Annotated in this window: 21 protein-coding genes and 1 pseudogene; 7 read left to right on the forward strand and 15 right to left on the reverse strand. The window is 71.0% G+C overall.

What is annotated here, in order from left to right:
• Nucleotides 1-271: 271 nt before the first annotated feature.
• The 4 genes from der to ACFVYA_RS29030 form a co-directional block, all read right to left on the reverse strand.
• On the reverse strand, nucleotides 272-1738 hold the full coding sequence (der, locus tag ACFVYA_RS29015; RefSeq protein WP_387049446.1) for a ribosome biogenesis GTPase Der: 1467 nt from the start codon (nucleotides 1736-1738) through the stop codon (nucleotides 272-274).
• Between the two features lie 16 nt (nucleotides 1739-1754).
• Nucleotides 1755-2414 (reverse strand): lysophospholipid acyltransferase family protein, encoded by a 660-nt coding sequence (locus ACFVYA_RS29020; protein ID WP_387049448.1) that lies wholly within the window; start codon nucleotides 2412-2414, stop codon nucleotides 1755-1757.
• A complete protein-coding gene (cmk, locus tag ACFVYA_RS29025) occupies nucleotides 2411-3115 on the reverse strand; it encodes a (d)CMP kinase (RefSeq protein WP_285993883.1) in 705 nt (234 codons plus the stop codon). Before cmk ends, ACFVYA_RS29020 begins: the two co-directional genes overlap by 4 nt.
• A 91-nt stretch (nucleotides 3116-3206) precedes the next feature.
• The gene (locus ACFVYA_RS29030; protein WP_285993884.1) at nucleotides 3207-3752 is read right to left on the reverse strand and encodes a TetR/AcrR family transcriptional regulator; all 546 of its coding nucleotides are present in this window, start codon (nucleotides 3750-3752) and stop codon (nucleotides 3207-3209) included.
• A 113-nt stretch (nucleotides 3753-3865) separates the two neighbouring features.
• On the opposite strand from ACFVYA_RS29030, the gene ACFVYA_RS29035 reads away from it, so the two are divergent.
• From ACFVYA_RS29035 to ACFVYA_RS29045, 3 genes are read left to right on the forward strand one after another with little or no spacing between them, the layout of a single operon-like run.
• Nucleotides 3866-4234 carry a DUF4267 domain-containing protein gene (locus ACFVYA_RS29035; RefSeq protein WP_285993260.1) on the forward strand — a complete coding sequence of 123 codons (369 nt, stop codon included), beginning with the start codon at nucleotides 3866-3868 and terminating at the stop codon, nucleotides 4232-4234.
• 38 nt (nucleotides 4235-4272) lie between these two features.
• Complete coding sequence (locus tag ACFVYA_RS29040) at nucleotides 4273-4755, forward strand: cation:proton antiporter regulatory subunit (protein WP_387049449.1); 483 nt, start codon at nucleotides 4273-4275, stop codon at nucleotides 4753-4755.
• Between the two features lie 7 nt (nucleotides 4756-4762).
• A complete protein-coding gene (locus tag ACFVYA_RS29045) occupies nucleotides 4763-5956 on the forward strand; it encodes a cation:proton antiporter (protein ID WP_387049450.1) in 1194 nt (397 codons plus the stop codon).
• Here the strand turns inward: ACFVYA_RS29045 and ACFVYA_RS29050 are convergent.
• Nucleotides 5953-7800, reverse strand: coding sequence for a Xaa-Pro dipeptidyl-peptidase (locus ACFVYA_RS29050; protein WP_387049452.1), 1848 nt, complete (start codon nucleotides 7798-7800; stop codon nucleotides 5953-5955). The two genes, ACFVYA_RS29045 and ACFVYA_RS29050, sit on opposite strands and share 4 nt — an antisense overlap.
• Before the next feature lie 68 nt (nucleotides 7801-7868).
• Here ACFVYA_RS29050 and ACFVYA_RS29055 point away from each other — a divergent pair, with 68 nt between their 5' ends.
• On the forward strand, nucleotides 7869-8687 hold the full coding sequence (locus ACFVYA_RS29055; protein ID WP_387049453.1) for a class I SAM-dependent methyltransferase: 819 nt from the start codon (nucleotides 7869-7871) through the stop codon (nucleotides 8685-8687).
• Nucleotides 8688-8709: 22 nt separating this feature from the next.
• Here the strand turns inward: ACFVYA_RS29055 and ACFVYA_RS29060 are convergent, their stop codons facing one another.
• The 6 genes from ACFVYA_RS29060 to xerD form a co-directional block, all read right to left on the reverse strand.
• Nucleotides 8710-9462 carry a pseudouridine synthase gene (locus ACFVYA_RS29060; RefSeq protein WP_285993264.1) on the reverse strand — a complete coding sequence of 251 codons (753 nt, stop codon included), beginning with the start codon at nucleotides 9460-9462 and terminating at the stop codon, nucleotides 8710-8712.
• Nucleotides 9449-10396, reverse strand: a complete 948-nt coding sequence (gene scpB, locus ACFVYA_RS29065; protein ID WP_387049456.1) for an SMC-Scp complex subunit ScpB — start codon at nucleotides 10394-10396, stop codon at nucleotides 9449-9451. The genes ACFVYA_RS29060 and scpB overlap by 14 nt, the downstream gene beginning before the upstream one ends.
• Complete coding sequence (locus ACFVYA_RS29070; protein ID WP_387049457.1) at nucleotides 10393-11295, reverse strand: segregation and condensation protein A; 903 nt, start codon at nucleotides 11293-11295, stop codon at nucleotides 10393-10395. The genes scpB and ACFVYA_RS29070 overlap by 4 nt, the downstream gene beginning before the upstream one ends.
• Nucleotides 11295-11699: a cobyrinic acid a,c-diamide synthase gene (locus tag ACFVYA_RS29075; protein ID WP_387049459.1), complete on the reverse strand. Its 405-nt coding sequence runs from the start codon at nucleotides 11697-11699 to the stop codon at nucleotides 11295-11297. The genes ACFVYA_RS29070 and ACFVYA_RS29075 overlap by 1 nt, the downstream gene beginning before the upstream one ends.
• Nucleotides 11696-12667 (reverse strand): ParA family protein, encoded by a 972-nt coding sequence (locus ACFVYA_RS29080; protein ID WP_285993267.1) that lies wholly within the window; start codon nucleotides 12665-12667, stop codon nucleotides 11696-11698. The genes ACFVYA_RS29075 and ACFVYA_RS29080 overlap by 4 nt, the downstream gene beginning before the upstream one ends.
• A 146-nt stretch (nucleotides 12668-12813) precedes the next feature.
• The gene (gene xerD / locus ACFVYA_RS29085; RefSeq protein WP_387049482.1) at nucleotides 12814-13716 is read right to left on the reverse strand and encodes a site-specific tyrosine recombinase XerD; all 903 of its coding nucleotides are present in this window, start codon (nucleotides 13714-13716) and stop codon (nucleotides 12814-12816) included.
• Nucleotides 13717-13823: 107 nt separating this feature from the next.
• Between xerD and ACFVYA_RS29090 the strand changes: the two genes are divergently transcribed.
• Entirely contained in the window at nucleotides 13824-14348 is a 525-nt protein-coding gene (locus ACFVYA_RS29090; protein ID WP_285993268.1) for a DUF1707 domain-containing protein, read from the forward strand.
• A 22-nt stretch (nucleotides 14349-14370) separates the two neighbouring features.
• Here ACFVYA_RS29090 and ACFVYA_RS29095 read toward each other — a convergent pair whose 3' ends face one another.
• The 4 genes from ACFVYA_RS29095 to ACFVYA_RS29110 all read right to left on the reverse strand — a co-directional run bounded on the left by ACFVYA_RS29095 (nucleotide 14371) and on the right by ACFVYA_RS29110 (nucleotide 18798).
• Nucleotides 14371-15000, reverse strand: a complete 630-nt coding sequence (locus tag ACFVYA_RS29095) for an NUDIX domain-containing protein (protein WP_285993269.1) — start codon at nucleotides 14998-15000, stop codon at nucleotides 14371-14373.
• Nucleotides 14997-16697 carry a CTP synthase gene (locus ACFVYA_RS29100; protein ID WP_387049462.1) on the reverse strand — a complete coding sequence of 567 codons (1701 nt, stop codon included), beginning with the start codon at nucleotides 16695-16697 and terminating at the stop codon, nucleotides 14997-14999. Before ACFVYA_RS29100 ends, ACFVYA_RS29095 begins: the two co-directional genes overlap by 4 nt.
• Nucleotides 16698-16787: 90 nt before the next feature.
• Nucleotides 16788-17939, reverse strand: a complete 1152-nt coding sequence (locus tag ACFVYA_RS29105; protein ID WP_387049463.1) for an acyltransferase — start codon at nucleotides 17937-17939, stop codon at nucleotides 16788-16790.
• Between the two features lie 205 nt (nucleotides 17940-18144).
• Complete coding sequence (locus ACFVYA_RS29110; RefSeq protein WP_387049465.1) at nucleotides 18145-18798, reverse strand: GntR family transcriptional regulator; 654 nt, start codon at nucleotides 18796-18798, stop codon at nucleotides 18145-18147.
• 148 nt (nucleotides 18799-18946) lie between these two features.
• Between ACFVYA_RS29110 and ACFVYA_RS29115 the strand changes: the two genes are divergently transcribed.
• Both ACFVYA_RS29115 and ACFVYA_RS29120 read left to right on the forward strand, forming a co-directional pair.
• A complete protein-coding gene (locus ACFVYA_RS29115; protein ID WP_387049466.1) occupies nucleotides 18947-20368 on the forward strand; it encodes an NCS1 family nucleobase:cation symporter-1 in 1422 nt (473 codons plus the stop codon).
• Nucleotides 20365-20593, forward strand: a pseudogene (locus ACFVYA_RS29120) (aspartate/glutamate racemase family protein); the annotation flags it as partial. The gene ACFVYA_RS29115 and the pseudogene ACFVYA_RS29120, both read left to right, overlap by 4 nt.
• Nucleotides 20594-20675: the final 82 nt, after the last annotated feature.

Raw genomic sequence — 20675 nt, forward strand, 5'->3', positions numbered from 1 at the left:
GCCCACCACTCACCTTTCGGGAGCCTCAACCGGGCCAGCTCTCCGATTGAGGCGCCCGCAACGACCTTTCACCATACCCCCGGATCACCAAAAGATATCCACAGGGTCACGCGAGCGTGTCGGACCTCACGATCATCGCCCTGACCAGCGTGATCCAGCTCGCATCTCGCGTGATTGAAGCCGGAATCCGCGTGATTGGGGCCGTAACTCGCGAGTTCCGGCCCCAATCACGCGAGTTACGTCCCTGATCACGCGAGTTCCGGCAAATGGCTCACCGGGATTTGGTGGACCGGGCCGCTTTTCCGCCGACCGGCCGGGCCTTCTTTTCGCGGACCCGGACGTTCACCCGGACGGGGGTGCCGGTGAAGCCGAACTGCTCGCGGAACTTGCGCTCGATGAACCGGCGGTAGCCCGCCTCGAGGAAGCCGGTGGTGAACAGCACCAGCGTCGGCGGGCGGATGCCGGCCTGGGTCGCGAACAGCACCTTCGGCTGCTTCCCGGAGCGGACCGGCGGCGGGGTGGCCGCGATCAGGTCGGACAGCCACGCGTTGAGCTGGCCGGTGGGCACCCGCTGGTCCCACGACTTCAGCGCGGTCCGCAGGGCCGGCGCGAGCTTGCGCACGGAACGGCCGGTCAGCGCCGAGATGTTGACCTTCTCCGCCCACGGGACGCGGACCAGCCCGCGGTCCAGCTCACGGACCATCGCGTGGCGGCGGTCCTCATCGACCAGGTCCCACTTGTTGAACGCCAGCACGCAGGCGCGGCCGGCCTCGACGACCATGGTCAGCACCCGCAGGTCCTGCTCGGACAGCGGCTCGGCCGCGTCCAGCAGCACGATCGCGACCTCGGCCGCGTCGATCGCGGTCTTGGTGCGCAGCGACGCGTAGTACTCGGCGCCCGCGGCGAAGTTGACCCGCTTGCGCAGGCCCGCCGTGTCGACGAACCGCCAGGTCTCGCCGTCCAGCTCGACCAGCGAGTCGACCGGGTCGACCGTGGTGCCGGCCACCGAGTCGACGACCGAGCGCTCCTCGCCGGAAAGCTTGTTGAGCAGGCTCGACTTGCCCACGTTCGGCTTGCCGACCAGCGCGACGCGCCGAGGCCCCGACGTCACGGCGCCGCCCTCGCGGGGCGACTCCGGCAGGGCCTTGAGGATGGCGTCGAGCAGGTCGCCGGAGCTGCGGCCGTGCAGCGCGCTGACCGGGTGCGGCTCGCCGAGGCCGAGCGACCACAGCGACGCGGTGTCCGCGAGCAGCCGGTCGTCGTCGACCTTGTTCGCAGCCAGCAGGACCGGCTTCTTCGAGCGGCGGAGCACCTTGGAGACGGCTTCGTCGGTGGCCGTGGCCCCGACCGAGGCGTCGATGACCAGCAGCACCGCGTCCGCGGTCTGCATGGCCAGCTCGGCCTGGGCGGCGACGGAGGCCTGCAGCCCGGTCGCGTCCGGCTCCCAGCCGCCCGTGTCGACCAGGGTGAACTTGCGGCCACCCCAGTAGGCGTCGTAGGCGACGCGGTCGCGGGTCACGCCCGGCACGTCCTGCACGACGGCTTCGCGCCGGCCGAGGATGCGGTTGACCAGCGTCGACTTGCCCACGTTGGGCCGGCCGACGACGGCGAGCACCGGCTGTGCGAGCGCGGCCTCCTCGGCCGCTTCCGCCGCCTCGATCTGCGCGTCGAGCGCGGCGAACTCGGTCTCTTCCGACCAGGTGCCGTCGACTTCGCCGACGCTGTCCAACTCTTCCATCACTACCCAATTTCCCTTATACCGCACCGAATCCGTGTTCGGCACGCCAGTCGTCCAAAGTCTTGACGAGCGCCGCGAGCTCACCGCGCAGCTCTTCGGTGCCCTGGTCGAGCCCGGTCTTCCCGGGGCCGACCTTCGGCGAGAACGGCTCGCCTACGAGGATGTCCACCCGCGGCCGGAACCGTCGTTTGCCATCGGCAGGCTTGAGCGTCCCCCGTGTCGCGACCGGGAGCACGGTCGCGCCGGAGGCCCGGACCAGCCAGGCCGCGCCGCGTTCGGCCGCGCCGACGTCCCCGCTACCGCGGGTGCCCTCGGGGAAGATCCCGACGACACCGCCGTCTTTCAGGACGCCGACCGCGGTCAGCAGCGGCTTGCGGTCGATCTCGCCGCGCTTGAGCGGGATCTGCCCGATCGCCAGCATGAACTTGCCGACGACCCCGCCGAACATCTCGGCCTTGACCAGGAACGCCGAACGCCGCGGAAGCATTCCGAAGATCAGCTGCGGCTCGATCATGGAGCTGTGGTTGGCGATCACGAGCAGCGACCCGGTGGCGGGGACGCGCTCGCGGCCGTGCACCCGGATGCGGAAGGCCGAGCGCAGATAGTACCGGGCGAAGACCCGCCCGGCGTCGTGGAGCCTGCCGACGGAGCCTTCCGGCAATCCGTCAGCGGTCATCGCGCTACCTCGGCGTTGCACCCCGCCAGCAGGCCGCGGTGGCTGGCGAGCTCGCTGAGAGCGACGATCACCTGGTCGATCGACAGTTCCGAAGTGTCGACGGGCACGGCGTCGTCGGCCGCGCGCAGCGGCGAGGCGGCACGGGTCGAGTCGAGGCGGTCGCGGCGCTCGACGCTCGCCAGGGCGTCGGCGACCGACGACTGACGCCCGGCCGCGGTGTCCTGGGTGCTGCGGCGCGACGCGCGGACGTCGGCCGAGGCGGTCAGGAAGACCTTGAGCGGCGAGTCCGGCGCGACGACGGTGCCGATGTCCCGGCCCTCGACGACGATCCCGCCGCGGTGCGCCACGACGTCGTCGATGATCTGCCGCTGCCGCGCGACCAGCAGCTCGCGCACGTGCGGGACGGCGGACACGGGCGAGACGGCCTTGGTGACCTCCGGCCCGCGGATGTCGGCGGCGACGTCCTCGCCGGCCAGGCGGATCTCGGGCCGCTCGGGGCTGGTGCCGATGCTGAACTCGGCCCGGTCGGCCAGGGCGGCGACGGCCTTCGCGTCGGCCGGGTCGACCCCGGCGCGCAGCACGGCGAGGGTGACCATCCGGTACATCGCCCCGGTGTCGAGGTAGCCGGCCCCGAGGCGCTGGGCGAGCTTGCGGGCGACGGTGGTCTTCCCGGTCCCCGACGGGCCGTCCAGCGCGACCACACCACGTAGGGCTCCCGTCACCGGCACTCTCCTCGCGTTACTCGTCCCGTTCGGCTTCGTCCCCATTCTGCCGGTCGGGGTGTGGAGGAGATCAGTCGCCCCGGGCGCCGAAGCGCGCCACCACCAGCGCGAGGCGCTCGTCACGGTGGGCCGGGGACAGCCGGTGGCCGCGATCCAGGGTCACCAGGCCGTGCAACGTGCTCCAGAACACCTCGGTCAGCGCGCCCGCGTCCTGTCCCCTCGCCGCCGGCTCGACGACCGCGAGGAGCTCCGCGAAGCACGCCTTCATCACCTCCGGGGTGTCGTCCTCGGCGAAGCGCAGCTCCGAGGCGAGCGTGAACATCGCGTCGTACAGGCCCGGTTTCGCCTCGGCGAAGGCCACATACGCCTCCACCACCCCGGCCAGGCCGCCGGGACCGGCCGCCACCAGTGTCGCGGCCAGCTCGGTGAAGCCCTCCAGGGCGGCCGCCGCCATGATCGCGTCCTTGCCGCCCGGGAAGTGGCTGTAGAGCACCGGCTGGCTGTACTCGATCAGGCCCGCGAGCCGCCGGGTGGTGACCGCGTCCCAGCCCTCCGCCTCGGCGAGCTCCCTGGCCGCGGCGACGATCCGCTGCCCTCGCTCGGTCCGGTCGCGCACACGCCGTTGCCGTTGGGTCATACGTCACATGCTAGCACTGCTAGACAAACTAGCGCCGCTAGGTTAGCGTTGCTAGCAATCCTAGCAATGCTAGAAAACTGGAGGGAAACACCATGCTCGTCACCGGCTACGTCCTCGTCGCGATCGTCTCGCTCGGGATCATCTACGTCGGCCTCAACTACCTCTTCGCACCGAAGAAGATCGCCGCGGGCTTCGGCTTCAACGAGGTTCCCGAGAACGCCGACACCTTCTTGAACGTCAAGGGCGGCCGCGACGTCGGGGCCGGTCTCGTCCCGCTGGCCCTGATGATCTACGGCGACCCGCACGCGCTGGGCTGGGTCATCCTCACCGCGGCCGTCTGGCCCGTCTTCGACATGCTGATCATCCTGCGCCACCGGGGGAAGAAGGCCATCGCCTTCGGGGTCCACGGCCTGACCGCCGCCGTGATGGCCGTCGCGGGCCTGCTCCTGCTGCTCGGCTGAAATCCCCGCGAATCGGACACCTGGGTTACGGTGGTTGGGTGAACGTCGAAGTAACTCCCCTGCCCGGCATCGGGGTCCGCAAGGACTTCGCCACCCGTACCGGCCGCCGCATCGGCGTCGTCACCCAGCGGGACGGTCACATCGAGCTGATCGTGTCCAAATCGGACGATCCCGATGCCTGCGCCGCCTCGATCCCGCTCACCGCGGACGAGGCCGGCGCGCTGGCCAACCTGCTCGGCGCGCCGCAGCTGGTCGCGCAGCTGACGGAGGAGCACCGGGACCTGCCGGGGATCAGCACCCGGCAGCTGCCGATCAAGCCGTCCGGCCCGTTCGACGGCCGGACGCTCGGCGACACCGCGATGCGCACCCGAACCGGCGTCTCGGTGGTCGCGGTGGCGCGGGCGGGGCAGGTGCACCCGTCGCCGGCCCCGGACTTCACGTTCACCGGGGGTGACCTGCTGGTCGCGGTCGGCACGAGCGAGGGACTCGAAGCCGCCGTCAAGATCCTCAAGTACGGCTGAGCGGCCGATGGACCACACCGCGCTGTCCCTGATCGAATTGGGGGCGGTCTTCTTCGTGCTGGGCGTGCTCGGGCGCCTGGCCGGCAAGATCGGCCTCTCCCCCATCCCGCTCTACCTGCTCGGCGGCCTCTGCTTCGGCCAAGGCGGGCTGATCCCGCTGACCGACATCGGCGGCTTCACGCACCTGGCCGGCGAAATCGGCGTCGTGCTGCTGCTCCTGCTGCTCGGCCTCGAGTACTCCGCGGCCGAGCTGTTCACCGGGCTGCGCCGCTCGTGGACGGCGGGCCTGCTCGACATCGTCCTCAACGCGGCTCCCGGCGCGGCCGTCGCGCTGCTGCTGGGCTGGGGCCCGGTCGGCGCGATGGTGATGGCGGGCGTCACGTACATCTCGTCGTCCGGGATCGTCGCCAAGGTGCTCGGCGACCTCGGCAGGCTCGGCAACCGCGAGACGCCGGTGGTGCTTTCGATCCTCGTGTTCGAGGACCTGGCGATGGCGCTCTACCTGCCGATCCTCACCGCGGTGCTGGGTGGCGTCTCCCTGCTCGGCGGCCTGGAGGCGGTCGGGATCTCGCTGCTGGTGATCACCGTGGTGCTGGTGGTCGCGCTCAAGTTCGGCCGGTACGTCTCGGCGGCCGTCGACAGCCCGGACCGCGAGGTGTTCCTGCTCAAGGTCCTCGGCGCGGCGCTGCTGGTGGCCGGGCTGGCGTCGGCGATGCAGGTGTCGGCGGCGGTCGGGGCGTTCCTGCTCGGCATCGCGATCTCCGGCTCGACGGCGGAGAACGCGACGCGCATGCTGGAGCCCCTGCGTGACCTGTTCGCCGCGGTGTTCTTCGTGGTCTTCGGGCTCAACACGAACCCGGCGTCGATCCCGCCGGTGCTCGGCTGGGCGATCGTGCTGGCGGTCGTGACGACGCTGACGAAGGTCGGCACGGGCTGGTGGGCCGCGCGCCGCCAGGGCATCGGGAAGATGGGCCGGGCCCGCGCCGGCGCGGCTTTGGTGGCGCGGGGCGAGTTCTCGATCGTCATCGCCGGCCTGGCGGTGGCCGCGGGCGCGGTCACCGGGGAACTGGCGGCCTTGGCCACGGCCTACGTCCTGCTGATGGCGATCCTCGGCCCGACGGCGGCCCGGGTCGTCGAGCCGATCGCCCGCGCCCTGCAACGGAAAACGGCCCCGAAGACCGCCCCCGTCGAGGCGAACTAGCGCAGGCCCGCCCGGCCCGCCGACGGCACGAACGCGCCCGTGTCAGGAGCGACGGCCGGGTGGGTCGTCGCGGCGGGTGGGATGCCCAGCAGCGGCACCGACAGCGACGTCCGCGCCAGGTCCAGCGTCACCCGGCCCGGCTGGGCGGGCCCGCGGATGAAGCTGCCGTCCGTGCCGCCGATGATCAGCGCCAGTGCGTGGCCGCGGGGCACGACGTGGTCCGTCGACGCCAGCCGGAACGTCATCGTGTACGCCGTTCCCGGCGTCAACGGCCGTTCCTGGGACAGGGACGCGTAGTTCGCCAGGTCCGCCCAGCCGCGGCTGAGGATCGTGTAGCCCACCTTCTTCACGTCCGCCGTCGCCAGGCGGTAACAAGCGTCGTCCCCGGACGCCGACGAGCCCCAGCAGGTCTCCGACGTCCCCGTCTTGATCCCCTCGCCGCTGCCCGCGAAGTTGCGGATCGTCGCCGGGCCGAGGTCCACGAGCAGGGCCGACAGCCGCGCCGACGACGTGCTCGGCGTCGCCGTCACGGTGATCGACGAGGTCCCCGAGACCTGCAGGTCGGACTGGAGAGCCCCGGTCGAGTAGGTCAGCGCGACGCTGCCCGGATCGGTCACCCAGGTGTCCTCGCCGACGCCCGGGTTGTCGGTGAACGACGCCGTGCCGGTTACCGGCGAGGTGCCCAGCCTGCCGGAGGCACCCGGTCGCAGGGTCGTCGCCACCGCACCGGCCGCCGGGTACGCGCTCTGGTCGGCCCACTGGTCGGGCTGCCGCTCGACGCTGGCCTGCGGCCCGTTCTGGACGCCGTTGTCGATCCCGAGCAGGTAGTGGTCGAACCACCGGTGCAGCAGGTCGACCCAGTCCGCGCGCCGGTAGTCGAACGGGTCGACGTGCCCGGTCTGCGACAGCCAGATCTTCTTCTCGACGTTCAGCCCGGCCCACCACTGTCCGAAGTGGATGGTCTTGACGTTGAGGTCGTTGACCCCGTGCGACAGCAGGACGCTGGCGCGCACGTTATTCGCCCTCGTGACGTAGTCCCGGTCCGCCCAGAGCGGCCCGTAGTCGCCGTTCGCGGTGGCGCCCTGCGTCAGGACCTGGTTCTGTGCCGAGCAGTTCTGCCCGCTGTTGCGGGCCTCGACCGTCTGCGCCAGGCCGGCCGGGTTGAAGCCGAAGGTGGCGCCGTCGGAGCGGTAGTAGTCGTACCAGGAGCTGATCGCCGAGATCGGAACGATGGTCTTCAGCCCGGCGACGCCGGTCGCCGCGACGCCGTTGGCGATCGTGCCGTCGTAGGACTTGCCGATCATCCCGACGTTCCCGGTGCTCCAGCTCGCGGTCACCGCGCTGCCGCCGGTCTTCGCGGTGTAGCCGGTCGCGCGGCCGTTCAGCCAGTCGACGACCTTGCGGGCCGAACCGACGTCCGAGGCGCCGCCGACGTCCGCGCAGCCGGCCGACCGGTTCGTCCCGGCCAGGTCGACGAGCACCACGGCGTAGCCCCGCGGCACGAAGTAGTTGTCGTAGAACAGCGGGAACTTCACCGGTTTCCCGGCGCTGTCGTAGGACTTCAGCTCGCTCTCGTTGCCGCGCCCGCAGCACGAGTAGTACGGGCTGGCATCCATGATCACCGGAACGCGTGCAGCCGCTTCGCCCGGCCGGATGATGTCGGCGGCGACTCGATCGGGCCGGCCGTCGCCGTCGCCGTCGCGGCCGATGTCGACCCAGACGGTTTCGCGGACCGCCTTCGCGTAGTCGTAGACCGGTTCGCTCCCCGCGGGCGCCGCGGCGGCCGGAGCCACCGCGCCGGACAGGAGCACCGCGAGGACCCCGCACACCACTCCGAGTCGCATGCCGGTCACGCTAGCGAGCCGGGGTCGTGGCCTGCTACGGCGGAAAGTCGGGCGTACGTTGGGGAATCGTGACCGGATCCCTGCCCGCGGTGAGCCGCACCGCCATCGGTGTCGCCGCTCTGCGCGCCTACGAAAGCGGCCGCCCGGACCGCCTGTTCGACGACCCGTACGCGGCCGCGTTCTTCGAGGCGGGCCGTTCCGCGCTGCCCGACACCTCCCCCGAGGGGCCGCAGGCCGGGCTCGGCGCGCTGTTCTACCCGCAGGTCGTGATCCGCACCCGGTTCTACGACGACCAATTGCTCGGCGCCGGCTGCGCCCAGGTCGTGCTGCTCGCGGCCGGGCTGGACACGCGGGCGTTCCGGCTCGCCTGGCCGGACGGCATGCGGCTGTTCGAGGTGGACCTGCCGGAGGTGCTGGCGTTCAAGGACGAGGTGCTCGCCGGGCAGGGCGCCGAACCGGCGTGCGCCCGGGTCGTCGTGCCTGCCGACCTGCGCGAGGACTGGGCCACCGCGTTGCGCGGCGCCGGGTTCGACCCGGCCGTGCCGAGCGCGTGGCTGGCCGAGGGCCTGCTGATGTACCTGACCCCCGAGGAGGCCGAGCGGCTGCTGACCACCGTCGGCGAGCTGGCCGCGCCGGGCAGCCGGATCGCGTTCGAGCACCGGCCGGGCACCCCGCCGGGGAGCCTGATCGCCCGCGCGAAGGCGGCCGCGGGCGGCGAGCACGTCACGGACCTGTGGCGCGGCGGGCTCGGCGGCCGGGCACCGGAGTGGCTGGCCGCCCACGGCTGGGAGCCGTCGACGGTCACCCGCGCCGAGCTCGCCGCCGCCTACGGCCGCCCCTCGGACGACGACGCGACCGCCGGCGGCTTCGTCACCGCGGTGCGGTGACGAAGCTCGAAAAGCGCGAGTGTCAGAGCTCCACGTTGCGGTAGAGCGCGCCGACCTCGCCCTTCGTCAGCCGCCGGATCGAGCCGACGCGCTGGTTGCCGAGCTGGACGTCGCCGACCGCGGTGCGCACCAGCTTGAGCACCGGGTGGCCGGTGTCCTTGAGCAGGCGGCGCACGATGTGCTTCTTGCCCTCGTGGATGACCAGCTCCACCAGGGACTTGCCGGAGTGCATGTCCTTGACACGGAACTGGTCGACCTTGACGATGCCGTCCGGCAGCTCCCAGCCCTTGCGCAGCTCCTTGCCGAGCCCGCGCGGCACGAGGCCGTCGACCTCGGCGAGGTAGGTCTTGAGCACCCGGTACGACGGGTGCATCAGCCGGTGTCCGAGGTCGCCGTCGTTGGTCAGCAGCAGCAGGCCCTCGGTGTTTTCGTCGAGCCGGCCGACGTGCACGACGCCGGGCGTCTCCTCGTAGCGGCCGCGCAGGTAGTCGCCCACGCACGGGCGGCCGCGGTCGTCCGACATCGTCGAGTGCACGCCCTTGGGCTTGTTCAGGGCGAGGTAGATCAGGTCGTCGCGCAGGTTCACACGGGTGCCGTCGACGTGGATGATCGCGGCTTCCGGGTCGACGCGGCGGCCCAGCTCGGTGACGACCTCGCCGTCCACCTCGACCCGGCCGGCGACGATCAGGTCCTCCGCCGCGCGCCGCGAGGCGACGCCGGCCTGCGAGAGCACCTTCTGCAGCCGGACGCCGTCGGGGTGTTCACTGGATGTCATCGATGGTGTCCACTTCGGGTAGCAACGGAGCGATGGCGGGCAGGTCGTTCAGCGACGACAGCCCCAGTCGCTCCAGGAACAGTTCGGTCGTCACGTACAGCGTGCCGGTCGTCTCGGGGTCGGTCCCCATCTCTTCGATGAGGCCGCGCGCGAGCAGCGTCCGGATCACGCCGTCCACGTTCACGCCGCGCACCGCGGCGACCCTGGCCCGGGTCACCGGCTGCCGGTACGCGATCACGGCGAGGCTCTCCAGCGCGGCCCTGGTCAGCTTCGACCGCTGGCCGTCCAGCAGGAGCTTCTCCACGAACGGGGCATAGACGTCCCTAGTGTAGAACCGCCACCCTTCGCCGACGCGCCGCAGGTCGATCCCGGACGCCCGGTCGGTGAACTTCTGCGCCATGGTCCGCAGGGCGACGACGATCCGCGACTTGGGCTGGCCGAGGGTATCGGCCAGGAGTTCTTCACCGGCGGGCGAGTCGACGATCAGCAGCAGCGCTTCGAGAGCGGCTTCGAGAGTCTCGTCGGAGGTGACGTCCGGCATGGCATCGGCATCCCCGGCGGCGACCAGGCCGGACGCGGGATCAGCCGGGGCGGGTTCAGCTGCTTCGGCGGGCTCGGGGGCGGTTTCCTCGACCGGCACCTCCGGCTCGGCGGCGGTCTCGACGACCGGCACCTCCGGCTCGGCCGCGGCCTCCTCGACCGGCACCTCCGCCCCAGCAGCGGTCTCGGCGAGCGGCACCTCCGCCTCAGCCGCAGCCACCTCGGCAGACACCTCCGCCTCGGTCAGCGGCTCCACCGGGTCGCCGTCCTCGGTCACCGGCTCGCCGGACAGGGCTTCGTCCAGGGCCAGCTCCGCCGCGGCCTCCTCCGGCTCGCCCGTGGGCGGCTCCGGTGCCTCCGGCGTCTCGGCCACTTCGTCGTTCTCGGGGTTCACCCGTACTCCTCTTCGTCTCCGGCGGTGCGGTCCAGCTCGGCCGCCGCGGAGGCTTCTTCCTTCGAGCCGCCCGTCCAGCGGACGTGCAGCTCCGCCAGTGCCTCGCTCTGCTCGAACTGGACCGTCGCCTCGCGGTAGAGCTCCAGCAGCGCCAGGAAGCGCGCCACGATCTCCACCGTGTGCTCGCAGTCGTCGACCAGCTCGCCGAACGTGGCCTGACCGCGTTCGGCCAGCATCACCCGCAGGATCGCCGCGTGCTCGCGCACCGAGATGCGGCCCATGTGGATGTGCGCGGTGGACACCGTCGGCGGCGGCTTCGGCCGGAACACCGCCACCGCGATGTCGGCGAACTTCTCCGGCGTCACGCCCAGCATGACCTCGGGCAGCAGCCCGACGAACCGCTCCTCCAGCGCCACCGACCGCGGGTAGCGCCGCAGCGCGCCCTGCTCCAGCTCACCGAACAGCGCCGCCACCTGCTTGTACGCGCGGTACTGCAGGATCCGCGCGAAGAGCAGGTCACGAGCCTCGAGCAGAGCGAGGTCGTCCTCGTTCTCCACCTCGGCCGACGGCAGCAGCCGCGCGGCCTTGAGGTCGAGCAGGGTCGCCGCGATGACGAGGAACTCCGTGGTCTCGTCGAGGTTCCAGTCGGTGCCCAGCGCACGCGTGTAGGCGATGAAGTCGTCGGTGACCGTGTGCAGCGCCACCTCGGTGACGTCGAGCCGGTGCTGCGAGATCAGCTGCAGCAGCAGGTCGAACGGACCCTCGAAGTTCGCCAGCCGCACCTTGAACTTCGACGTGCTCAGTTCTTCGGTGTTGACGCCTTCGGGGATCATCCCGCCGTGCACCGTCTGGTGCTCTTCGGGTGCCTGTTCCTCCGGAGCCGGTGTCGGCTCGTCCATCAGCCCTCGGTTTCGCCGCCGTCTGAGCCGACCACCCGCAGCCGCTGCACCAGCACCGACTCCTCGCCGTTCTGGTCGAAGTCGGCCAGCAGCACCGCGACGGCCTCGCGGACCAGCCGGCCGCGGTCGACGACCAGGTCGTGCTTCGCGCGCAGCGTCAGCCGGGCCTGCTCCATGGCGACGAGCTCGTCGCCGGAGACGTACACGGTGATCTTCGCGTCGTGCTTGGTCCGGCCGGACCCGTGCGGGGCCGCGCTGCGGGCGAGCTGTTCCGTCCGGCCGTTGCCCGCGGGCTTGGCCGGCTCGGCGGGCTCGGGCGGCGCCTGGGGCGGGAGGTCGAGGGCGGGGCTGGAGGTGAGGCGGAAGAGTTCCGACGCTCCGGGCAGGGAGGCGCGCCTGCTCACCGAGCGATCACCTCGCGGGCCAGCTGACGGTACGCCGCCGCGCCGGCCGACTTGGGCGCCCAGGTCGTGATCGGCTCACCCGCGACCGTCGTCTCGGGGAACCGCACGGTGCGGTTGATGACCGTGTCGAACACGGTCTCGCCGAATGCCTCCACCACGCGAGCCATGACCTCCTTCGAATGCAGGGTTCTCGGGTCGTACATGGTGGCGAGAATCCCGACTATGTCCAGTTTGGGGTTGAGGCGTTCCTGGACCTTCTCGATGGTGTCGATCAGGAGGGCGACGCCTCGCAGACTGAAGAACTCGCACTCCAGCGGGATGATCACGCCGTCCGCGGCGGTCAGCGCGTTCACCGTGAGCAAGCCGAGCGAGGGCTGGCAGTCGACAAGAACATAGTCGTAGTCGTTCATGACCGGACGCAGGACCCGTAACAACGTGTGCTCGCGCCCTACCTCCGCGACGAGCTGGACCTCCGCCGCGGACAGGTCGATGTTGCTCGGCAGCAGGTCAACGCCGTCGACACGGGTTTTCATCAGCACGTCGGTGGCGCTGACCGAGCGCTCCATGATGGCGTTGTACACCGTCTGGTCCAGCTCGTGCGGCTGGATGCCGAGGCCGACGGCGAGCGCGCCCTGCGGGTCGAAGTCGACGAGCAGCACCTTGCGGCCGTACTCGGCGAGGGCGGCGCCCAGGTTGATGGTCGACGTCGTCTTGCCGACGCCGCCCTTCTGGTTGCACATCGCCATGATCTTGGCCGGGCCGTGCTTGTCCAGCGGCGCCGGATCGGGGTGCTCGCGGATCGGGCGGCCGGTCGGGCCGATGCCCTCGAGCTTGACCTTCTTGCCGTTGCGCTCCTGCTGTTCGTCGCCTTCGTGGATCGCGGGCGTGGCGATGGTGACCTGGCTGAGGTTCGCCGCCGCCGACCCGGCGGACTCGGCCGGTACGGCCGGCTGGTTCGGTGTCGACATGGCGCGAAAGCTCCTTGTTCGTCAGCGTCGCCGCAGCCTATGTCCGGAGTCGGAGCCCCGGCAAAGCAACGCGCCGGACCCGAGGGGGCAATGTCACTCGACTGTCGGTGCAGGCTGGCAAGGCTGTCGGCCGTTTCTACGGCCGTCTAGCCCAACGCTCGCGGGTGCGCCGTCGCGTAGACCTCGCGCAAGGTGTTGACCGTGACCAGCGTGTACACCTGGGTCGTCGTCACCGACGCGTGGCCGAGCAGTTCCTGGACGACGCGGACGTCGGCGCCGCCTTCGAGCAGGTGCGTGGCGAAGGAGTGGCGGAGCGTGTGCGGCGAGACGACGGCGGTGATGCCCGCCCGTCCGGCGGTGTCCTTGAGGACCTGCCACGCGCTCTGCCGCGACAGCCGGCTGCCGCGGGCGTTGAGGAACAGCGCCGCCGTCCCCCGGCCGTGCACCGCGAGCGCCGGCCGGGCGCGGACGGTGTAGGCGTGCAGCGCGGCGAGCGCGGGACGGCCGATCGGCACCAGCCGCTGCTTGCCGCCCTTGCCGTCGAGCAGCACGGTGCGCTCGGCGGGGTCGACGTCGTCGATGTCCAGGCCGACCGCCTCGGAGATCCGCGCCCCGGTGGAGTAGAGCAGCTCCAGCAGCGCCCGGTCGCGCAGCGGGCGCTCGCCGTCCGGGGGCGGGGTCTCGAGCAGCCGCAGCACGTCGTCGACCGGCAGCGCCTTGGGCAGCCGCTTCGCCGGCGTCGGCGGCCGGACTTCGCGGGCCGGGTTGTGCTCGGTGAGGCCCTCGGCGTGCGCGAACTTGTGCAGGCCCCGCACGGCGACCAGGGCCCGGGCAGCCGACGAAGCGGCCAGGGGCTGGTGCTCGTCGTCGCCCTCGCGCAGGGCGGCACCGAAGGCCGTGACGTGCGCGGCCGCGATGTCGGCGATCTTCGCGACGCCCAGGCCGTCCAGGTGCGCGGCGTACCGGCGCAGGTCGCGGGCGTAGCTGTCCAGGGTGTTGCGGGCGGTCCCGCGTTCGACGACCAGGTGGTCGAGGTAGGCGGCGATCACGTCGGCCGTGCTGTGCGGGCTGGAGGCCACGCCGTCACCTTAGGCCGCCGGGCGGTCGTGACCCGGGAGAAACCCCGTTCTCAGCCGCACGCGGTTACCGTGGATTCATGGAGTCCGACGAGCTCCGCATCGGCACGGCCGAGCGCGAGGAAGCGGCGAGGCTGCTCGCCGACCACTTCGGCATGGGCCGCATCACGCCGGACGAGTACGAGACCCGGGTGACGGACGCCTACGCGGCGGCCACCCTCGGTGATCTCCGGCCGCTGTTCCGCGACCTGCCGCAGCCGCACCCGGGCTTCTTCGGGCCACCGCCGGCACCGATGTACCCGCAGACCACCACGCAGCTGCCGGTGTACGGGCCGGACCTGTACCCGCCACCGGCCCCGGTGCCGTACGCACCGCCGATGCCGGTGCCGTACTCGTACCGGTCGAAAACGGTGGCCGGGGTGCTGCAAATCGTGCTGCCCTTCGGCGTCGGCCGGTTCTACACCGGCCAGGTCGGCCTCGGCCTGCTGCAGCTGTTCGTCTGCATGATCACCTTCGGCTTCGGCGCGATCTGGCCGATCATCGACGGCATCGTGCTGCTGGCCAACGGCGGCATGGACGCCGAAGGCCGCCCGCTGCGCCCCTGAGTCAGGGGCGCAGCGGAGCAGCTCAGGCTTGCTTGCGCTTGGCGAACGCCGTCGGGCGGTCCTCCCACGGGGCGTCGGCCGGACGCGGTGAGGCCACGCCGGTGAGCACCGCGTGGGTGGCCAGCACGCCGGAGACGGTGGCGCCGTTGAGCAGTTCGCCCGCCAGGGCCATCCGGACCGCCTCGGCGAGCGGGAACTTGCGGATGACCAGGTCCGCCTCCTCCTCGCCGAGCACGTCGCGGTCCACATCGGACAGCCCACGGGCCAGGAACACCCGCACGACCTCGTCGGTGAAGCCCGGCGACGCCGCGACGTCGACCAGAGTCACCCAGTCCGACGCGGCCAGGCCGACCTCTTCGACGAGCTCCCGGCGAGCCGTGCCCACCGGGTCCTCGCCGAGGTGGTCGATCAGGCCCGCGGGCAGCTCCCACAGCCGGTGCCCGATCGGGTGCCGGTACTGGTGGATGAGCGTGACCTGCTGCTCCTCGTCCAGCGCGACGATCGCCACCGCACCGAGGTGCTCGATCACCTCGCGGACCGCGGTGTCCCCGCCCGGCATCACGACGTCGTCGATGCGCAGGCCGACGACACGTCCGATGTGGACGTCCCGGCTGGACGCGACGCTGAACTCGTGCTCGCCCGGCGCGGTCACCGGGCCGCCACGGAGGCTTCGGGCAGCTCGACCGGCAGCCGCTCGGCGACCTTGCGGTCCACGACGGCCTTGACGAACGCGCTGAACAGCGGGTGCGGCCGGGTCGGGCGGCTCTTGAGCTCGGGGTGCGCCTGCGTGCCGACGAAGAACGGGTGCACCTCGGCGGGCAGCTCGACGAACTCGACCAGGCGGTCGTCCGGCGACGTGCCGGAGAAGACCAGGCCGGCGTCCGAGAGCTGCTTGCGGTAGGCGTTGTTCACCTCGTAGCGGTGCCGGTGGCGCTCGGACACCTCGGTGGTGCCGTAGGCCTTCGCGACCTGCGAACCCGCCTTGAGCTTCGCCGGGTACGCGCCGAGCCGCATCGTGCCGCCCATGTCCCGCTCCCCCGCGACGACGTCGCGCTGGTCGGCCATGGTCGAGATCACCGGGTGCTGGGTGTTCTCGTCGAACTCCGACGACCCGGCGTCGGTGATGCCGGCCAGGTGCCGGGCCGCCTCGATGACCATGCACTGCAGGCCGAGGCACAGGCCGAGCAGCGGGACACCGCGGGTGCGGGCGTACTCGATCGCGCCGACCTTGCCCTCGATGCCGCGGATGCCGAACCCGCCCGGGATCAGCACACCGTCCACATCGGACAGCACGGAAGCGGCCCCGGACGCGGTCTGCGCGTCGTCGGAGGCGACCCAGACGATCTCGACCTTCGCGCGGTGGGCGAACCCGCCCGCACGCAGCGCCTCGGTGACCGAGAGGTAGGCGTCGGGCAGGTCGATGTACTTGCCGACGACCGCGATCCGCACGACCTCGTTCGGGTTGTGCACCCGGTCGAGCAGGTCGCCCCACACCGTCCAGTCCACGTCGCGGAACGGCAGCCCGAGGCGGCGGACGACGTAGGCGTCCAGCGCCTCGCGGTGCAGCACCTTCGGGATGTCGTAGATCGACCGCGCGTCCGGGCAGGCGATGACGGCCTCGGTGTCGACGTCGCACATCAGGCCGATCTTGCGCTTGAGGTCCTCCGGGATCTCCCGGTCGGCCCGGCAGACCAGCGCGTCGGGCTGGATACCGATGTTGCGCAGCGCCGCGACCGAGTGCTGGGTCGGCTTCGTCTTGAGCTCGCCCGACGGCGCCAGGTACGGCACCAGCGAGACGTGCAGGAAGAAGCAGTGGTCACGGCCGACGTCGTGGCGGACCTGGCGGCAGGCCTCCAGGAACGGCAGGGACTCGATGTCGCCGACCGTGCCGCCGACCTCGGTGATGACGACGTCCGGCGACTGGCCGGCCTCGTCCGGTTCGGCGGCCGCGGTGATCCGGGCCTTGATCTCGTCGGTGATGTGCGGAATGACCTGCACGGTGTCGCCGAGGTACTCGCCGCGGCGCTCCTTGGCGATCACCTCGGAGTAGACCTGGCCGGTGGTGACGTTGGCCTTGCCGTCGAGGTCGCGGTCGAGGAACCGCTCGTAGTGGCCGATGTCGAGGTCGGTCTCGGCGCCGTCGTCGGTGACGAACACCTCACCGTGCTGGAACGGGTTCATCGTCCCGGGGTCGACGTTGAGATAGGGGTCGAGCTTCTGCATCGTGACGCGAAGCCCGCGTGCGGTAAGGAGCTGACCCAGGCTGGAAGCCGTGAGTCCCTTACCCAGAGAGGAGGCAACGCCTCCGGTGACAAAAACGTACTTGGTTGCCCGTGACTGAAGTCCCACGGGCCGCCAGCATATCCCACTGCTGCGGATCCGCGCGCTGTGACATGCCCGAGACGCCGGATCCGGCCGCGGCCACCCGTGCGGGTGAGGTCAGGCCGCGACCTTCAGCCGGGGCCGGCCGGTGAGCGCCCGGCTCCCGGGCAGCCGCCGCAGGACCTCCACGATCAGGATGGTCAGGACGATGGTCCCGCCGTAGATGATCACGCTCAGCCACGGCGCGCCGAACCGCTCCGCGACGTGCGGGATCGCCGGCCCGAGCAGCGCCAGGGCGAGCGGGTGCACCAGGAAGATGCTGAACGACCGGTTCGCCGCCCACGAGACCACCCGGGCCCCGCGGCTGCCTTCCCGGCGGCGCGCCGCCCACCTCGTCGCCAGCGCGTAGATCGCGGCGATGACGGTGAGGAACCACGGGATCAGGTACGGCTGGAACGGGTCGCTGGCCACCTGCGGAAAAGTTCCACTGTGGACAGTGTGGAAGTAGAACCACTCGGTGCCGCCCAGCACCGCCACGAACGCGCCGCCGAGCAGCAGCCGGTGCCGCCCCGCCCAGGCGTGCACGGTCTCGAAGTGCATGGCCACCACGGCGCCGAACAGCGTGTAGAACTGGTACGGCAGGATCGTGCCGTACAGGTGGGTGATCGTCTCGTAGCTCACGCCGAGCGGCTGGTAGGTCATGAACAGCGTGACGCCGACCTGCACTAGCCCGCTGCCGAGCAGCAGCCACTTGTGCTTGCCCTCGGTCGCCCGCAGCAGCTTCATCAGCGCCGGGAACAGCAGGTAGACCTGCATCGTCACGAGCAGGAAGTACAGGTGGTACCAGGCGCCGCCGGTGACGAGGTCCTTGAGCAGCAGGCGCATCGACGCTTCGAGCGAGCCCGGCTGCTGCTCCCCGGTCACCAGGCCGTACGCCCAGAAGAACATCGACCACGCGAGGTAGGGCGTGGCGACCAGCGGGAGCCGCCGTCGCCAGAAGTCACCCGCGGTGAACTCGCGGCGGCGGTTCTGGAACACCAGCACGAACCCGGTGAGCGCGAAGAAGGCTTCCCGGGTGAAGTGCAGCGGCGTCTCGACGGCGTTGGCGCCGACGTCCTGCGCGAAGTTCGTCGCGCCCACCACGTGGATGAGGATGACGCAGGCGAACGTGATCAACCGGAAGAGGTCGATCTGATGGAGGTAGGGCGCTTTGCCGCCCGGTCTCGTAGCGTGGGCGGGGGCCTCGAGCGTGGCCTGGGCAGTGGTCATCGTGCCGCCGATCCGGCACCGTCGTCGGCGTGGTTCACGTTGTCAGACTTGCCACCCATTCTGTGAATTTCCCATGAAGCCGCTGGGAAGCGCCTGTTGAGCGGGTAGTTCCGGGCTGTCGGATATGCCACTCCCGCTCAAGGAGCGAGGGCCCCGCGATCATGTTAACGCGTGAGCTGTCCGGTACGCAGCGTGACCTTCGTCATCAAGCTGTGACCTGCGGAAAGAGCGACCTCAGCGTGACGTCCCGATTGACTCGCACGTGCTCCACCGCGGACGCCTTGGCACGCTCCGCGTCGCCCGACGCGATGGCCTCGTAGAGCCGGCGGTGCTCGTCGAGCAGCTCGGCCCAGTGCTCGTTCTGGCTCGTGAGCCAGCGGAGCCTGCCCTGCAGCGGCTGGAGCATCGTGGTGAGCAGCGCGTTGCCCGCCATGGCGACGATCTCGTCGTGGAAGCGCGAGTTGAGCACGGTGATCCGGGCCGCGTCCCCGCGGGTGGTCGCGCGGGCGGCGTCGGCGAGCGTGCGCTCGAGCCGCTTCAGCTCCGCCGCGCCCGCTCGTTCCGCGGCGCGCCCGGCCGCGAGCCCTTCCAGGGCCTCGCGCACGTCGAACAGCTCCTCGACGTCGACCCGCGCCAGCTGCCGGACGACGATCCGGCGCGCCGACTGCTCGACCAGGAACCCTTCCGCCTCCAGGCTGCGGATGGCTTCGCGGACCGGCACCCGGGAGACGCCGAGGTCCTCGGCCAGCTCGCGCTCGACCAGCCGGTCGCCCGGGCGGAGCCGGCCGGTCAGGATCCGTTCGCGCAGCTCGTCGCGCACCCGCTGCCGCGTGGCCGCGAGGGGTTGCCGCTCGTTCACCGCGCTCCTCCCTCAACACCGGCGTAACCGGCCGTAACAGGAGTTTATCGGCGAGAGGGTTGACTCGGGCGGACGCTGGGGTGATATTTGGGATTCCAAAGTTTGGTATCCCAAATCGCCGTCCCTGCACGTCGATCGGAGGACCATCATGACCGCCGCCCCGCTCACCGAACCTTCGCACGAGACGACCACCCCGCCGGACCCCCGGCTCTGGAACGAAGACCTCGCCCCCGCGAAAGAACGCCGGTGGAAGGTCTACGACATCTTCGCGCTGTGGATGTCCGACGTGCACAACCTCGGCAACTACACCTTCGCGGCCGGTCTGTTCGTGCTCGGGCTGTCGGCGTGGCAGGTGTTCACCGCGCTGCTGTTCGGGTTCGTCATCATCTACGCCGGGATGAACCTGATGGGCCGGATCGGCCAGCGCACCGGCGTGCCGTTCCCGGTCGTGGCGCGGATCAGCTTCGGCACGTTCGGCGCCAACCTGCCCGCGCTGATCCGGGCGGTCATCGCGATCTTCTGGTACGGCATCCAGACCTACCTCGCCAGCGTGGCCATCACGCTGCTCGTGCTCGCCATCGACCCGGGCCTGAAACCCCTGACCGAACACGGTTTCCTCGGCCTGCACGCCCTCGGCTGGATCTGCTTCGTCGCGCTGTGGGCGGTCCAGGCGCTGATCCTCACCCGCGGCATGGAGTCGGTGCGCAAGTTCCAGGACTGGTGCGGCCCGGCGATCTGGGTCGTGATGATCGCGCTCGCGGTCTGGATCCTCGCCGCCGGGCACTGGAACATCTCCTTCACCAGCAGCCCGAAGCAGCTGTCCACCGGCGAGCAGATCCGGCAGTGGTTCGGCGCGGCCGGGCTCATCCTGGCCACCTACGGCACGCTCATGCTCAACTTCTGCGACTTCTCGCGGTTCGCCCCGGACCAGAAGACCGTGCGGCGCGGCAACTTCTGGGGCCTGCCGATCAACTCGACGGCGTTCGCGCTGCTGTCGGTGGTCGTCACCGCGGGCAGCATGCAGGTGTTCGGCGAGGCGATCACCGACCCGGCCGAGCTGCTGTCCAAGGTGCACAACACGCCGGTGCTCATCGTCGGCGCGCTGACGTTCGCGGTGGCGACCATGGGCGTCAACATCGTCGCCAACTTCGTCTCCCCGGCCTACGACCTGGCCAACATCTGGCCGAAGCGGATCAGCTTCACCGTCGGCGGGATGATCAGCGCGGTCGCGGCCCTGTGCGTGCTGCCGTGGAAGCTGTACTCCTCGCCGGCGGTGGTCAACTACTTCCTCGGCGGGCTCGGCGCGTTCCTCGGCCCGCTGTTCGGGATCATGATCGTCGACTACTACCTGATCCGGCGCGGCAAGGTCGACGTCGCCCAGCTGTTCGTCGACGGCGGGATCTACCCGCGCGTCAACCCGCGGGCGCTGGTGACGTTCTTCCCGACGGCCGCGTTGTCCGCCGTCATCGCGCTGGTGCCGTTCTTCGCGCCGGCCGCGCCGTACTCGTGGTTCATCGGCACGGCGTCGTCGGCTGCGTTGTACTTCGCGGTGTCCAGGAAGCATCGATGAGGATCGTCGTCACCAACTGCAACACCACCGAGGCGATGACCAAGGAGATCGAAGCCGGGGCCCGCGCGGCCGCGAGCCCCGGCACCGAGATCCTCGCCCGGACGCCACGCTGGGGCCCGGAGTCCGCCGAAGGCTGGCTGGACAGCTTCCTGTCCGCCGCGGCCGTGCTGGACCTGCTGCGGGGCCTGGACGAACCGTTCGACGCCGTCGTGGGGGGGGGGGGGGGGGGGGCCGGGCCCCCGCGGGCGCCCGCGCCGGGGGGGCGGCCCCGCGGGGCGCAACAACCACGCCCCCCCCCCCCCGCCCC

It is taken from the genome of Amycolatopsis sp. NPDC058278 (assembly GCF_042881395.1).
GTDB lineage: Bacteria > Actinomycetota > Actinomycetes > Mycobacteriales > Pseudonocardiaceae > Amycolatopsis.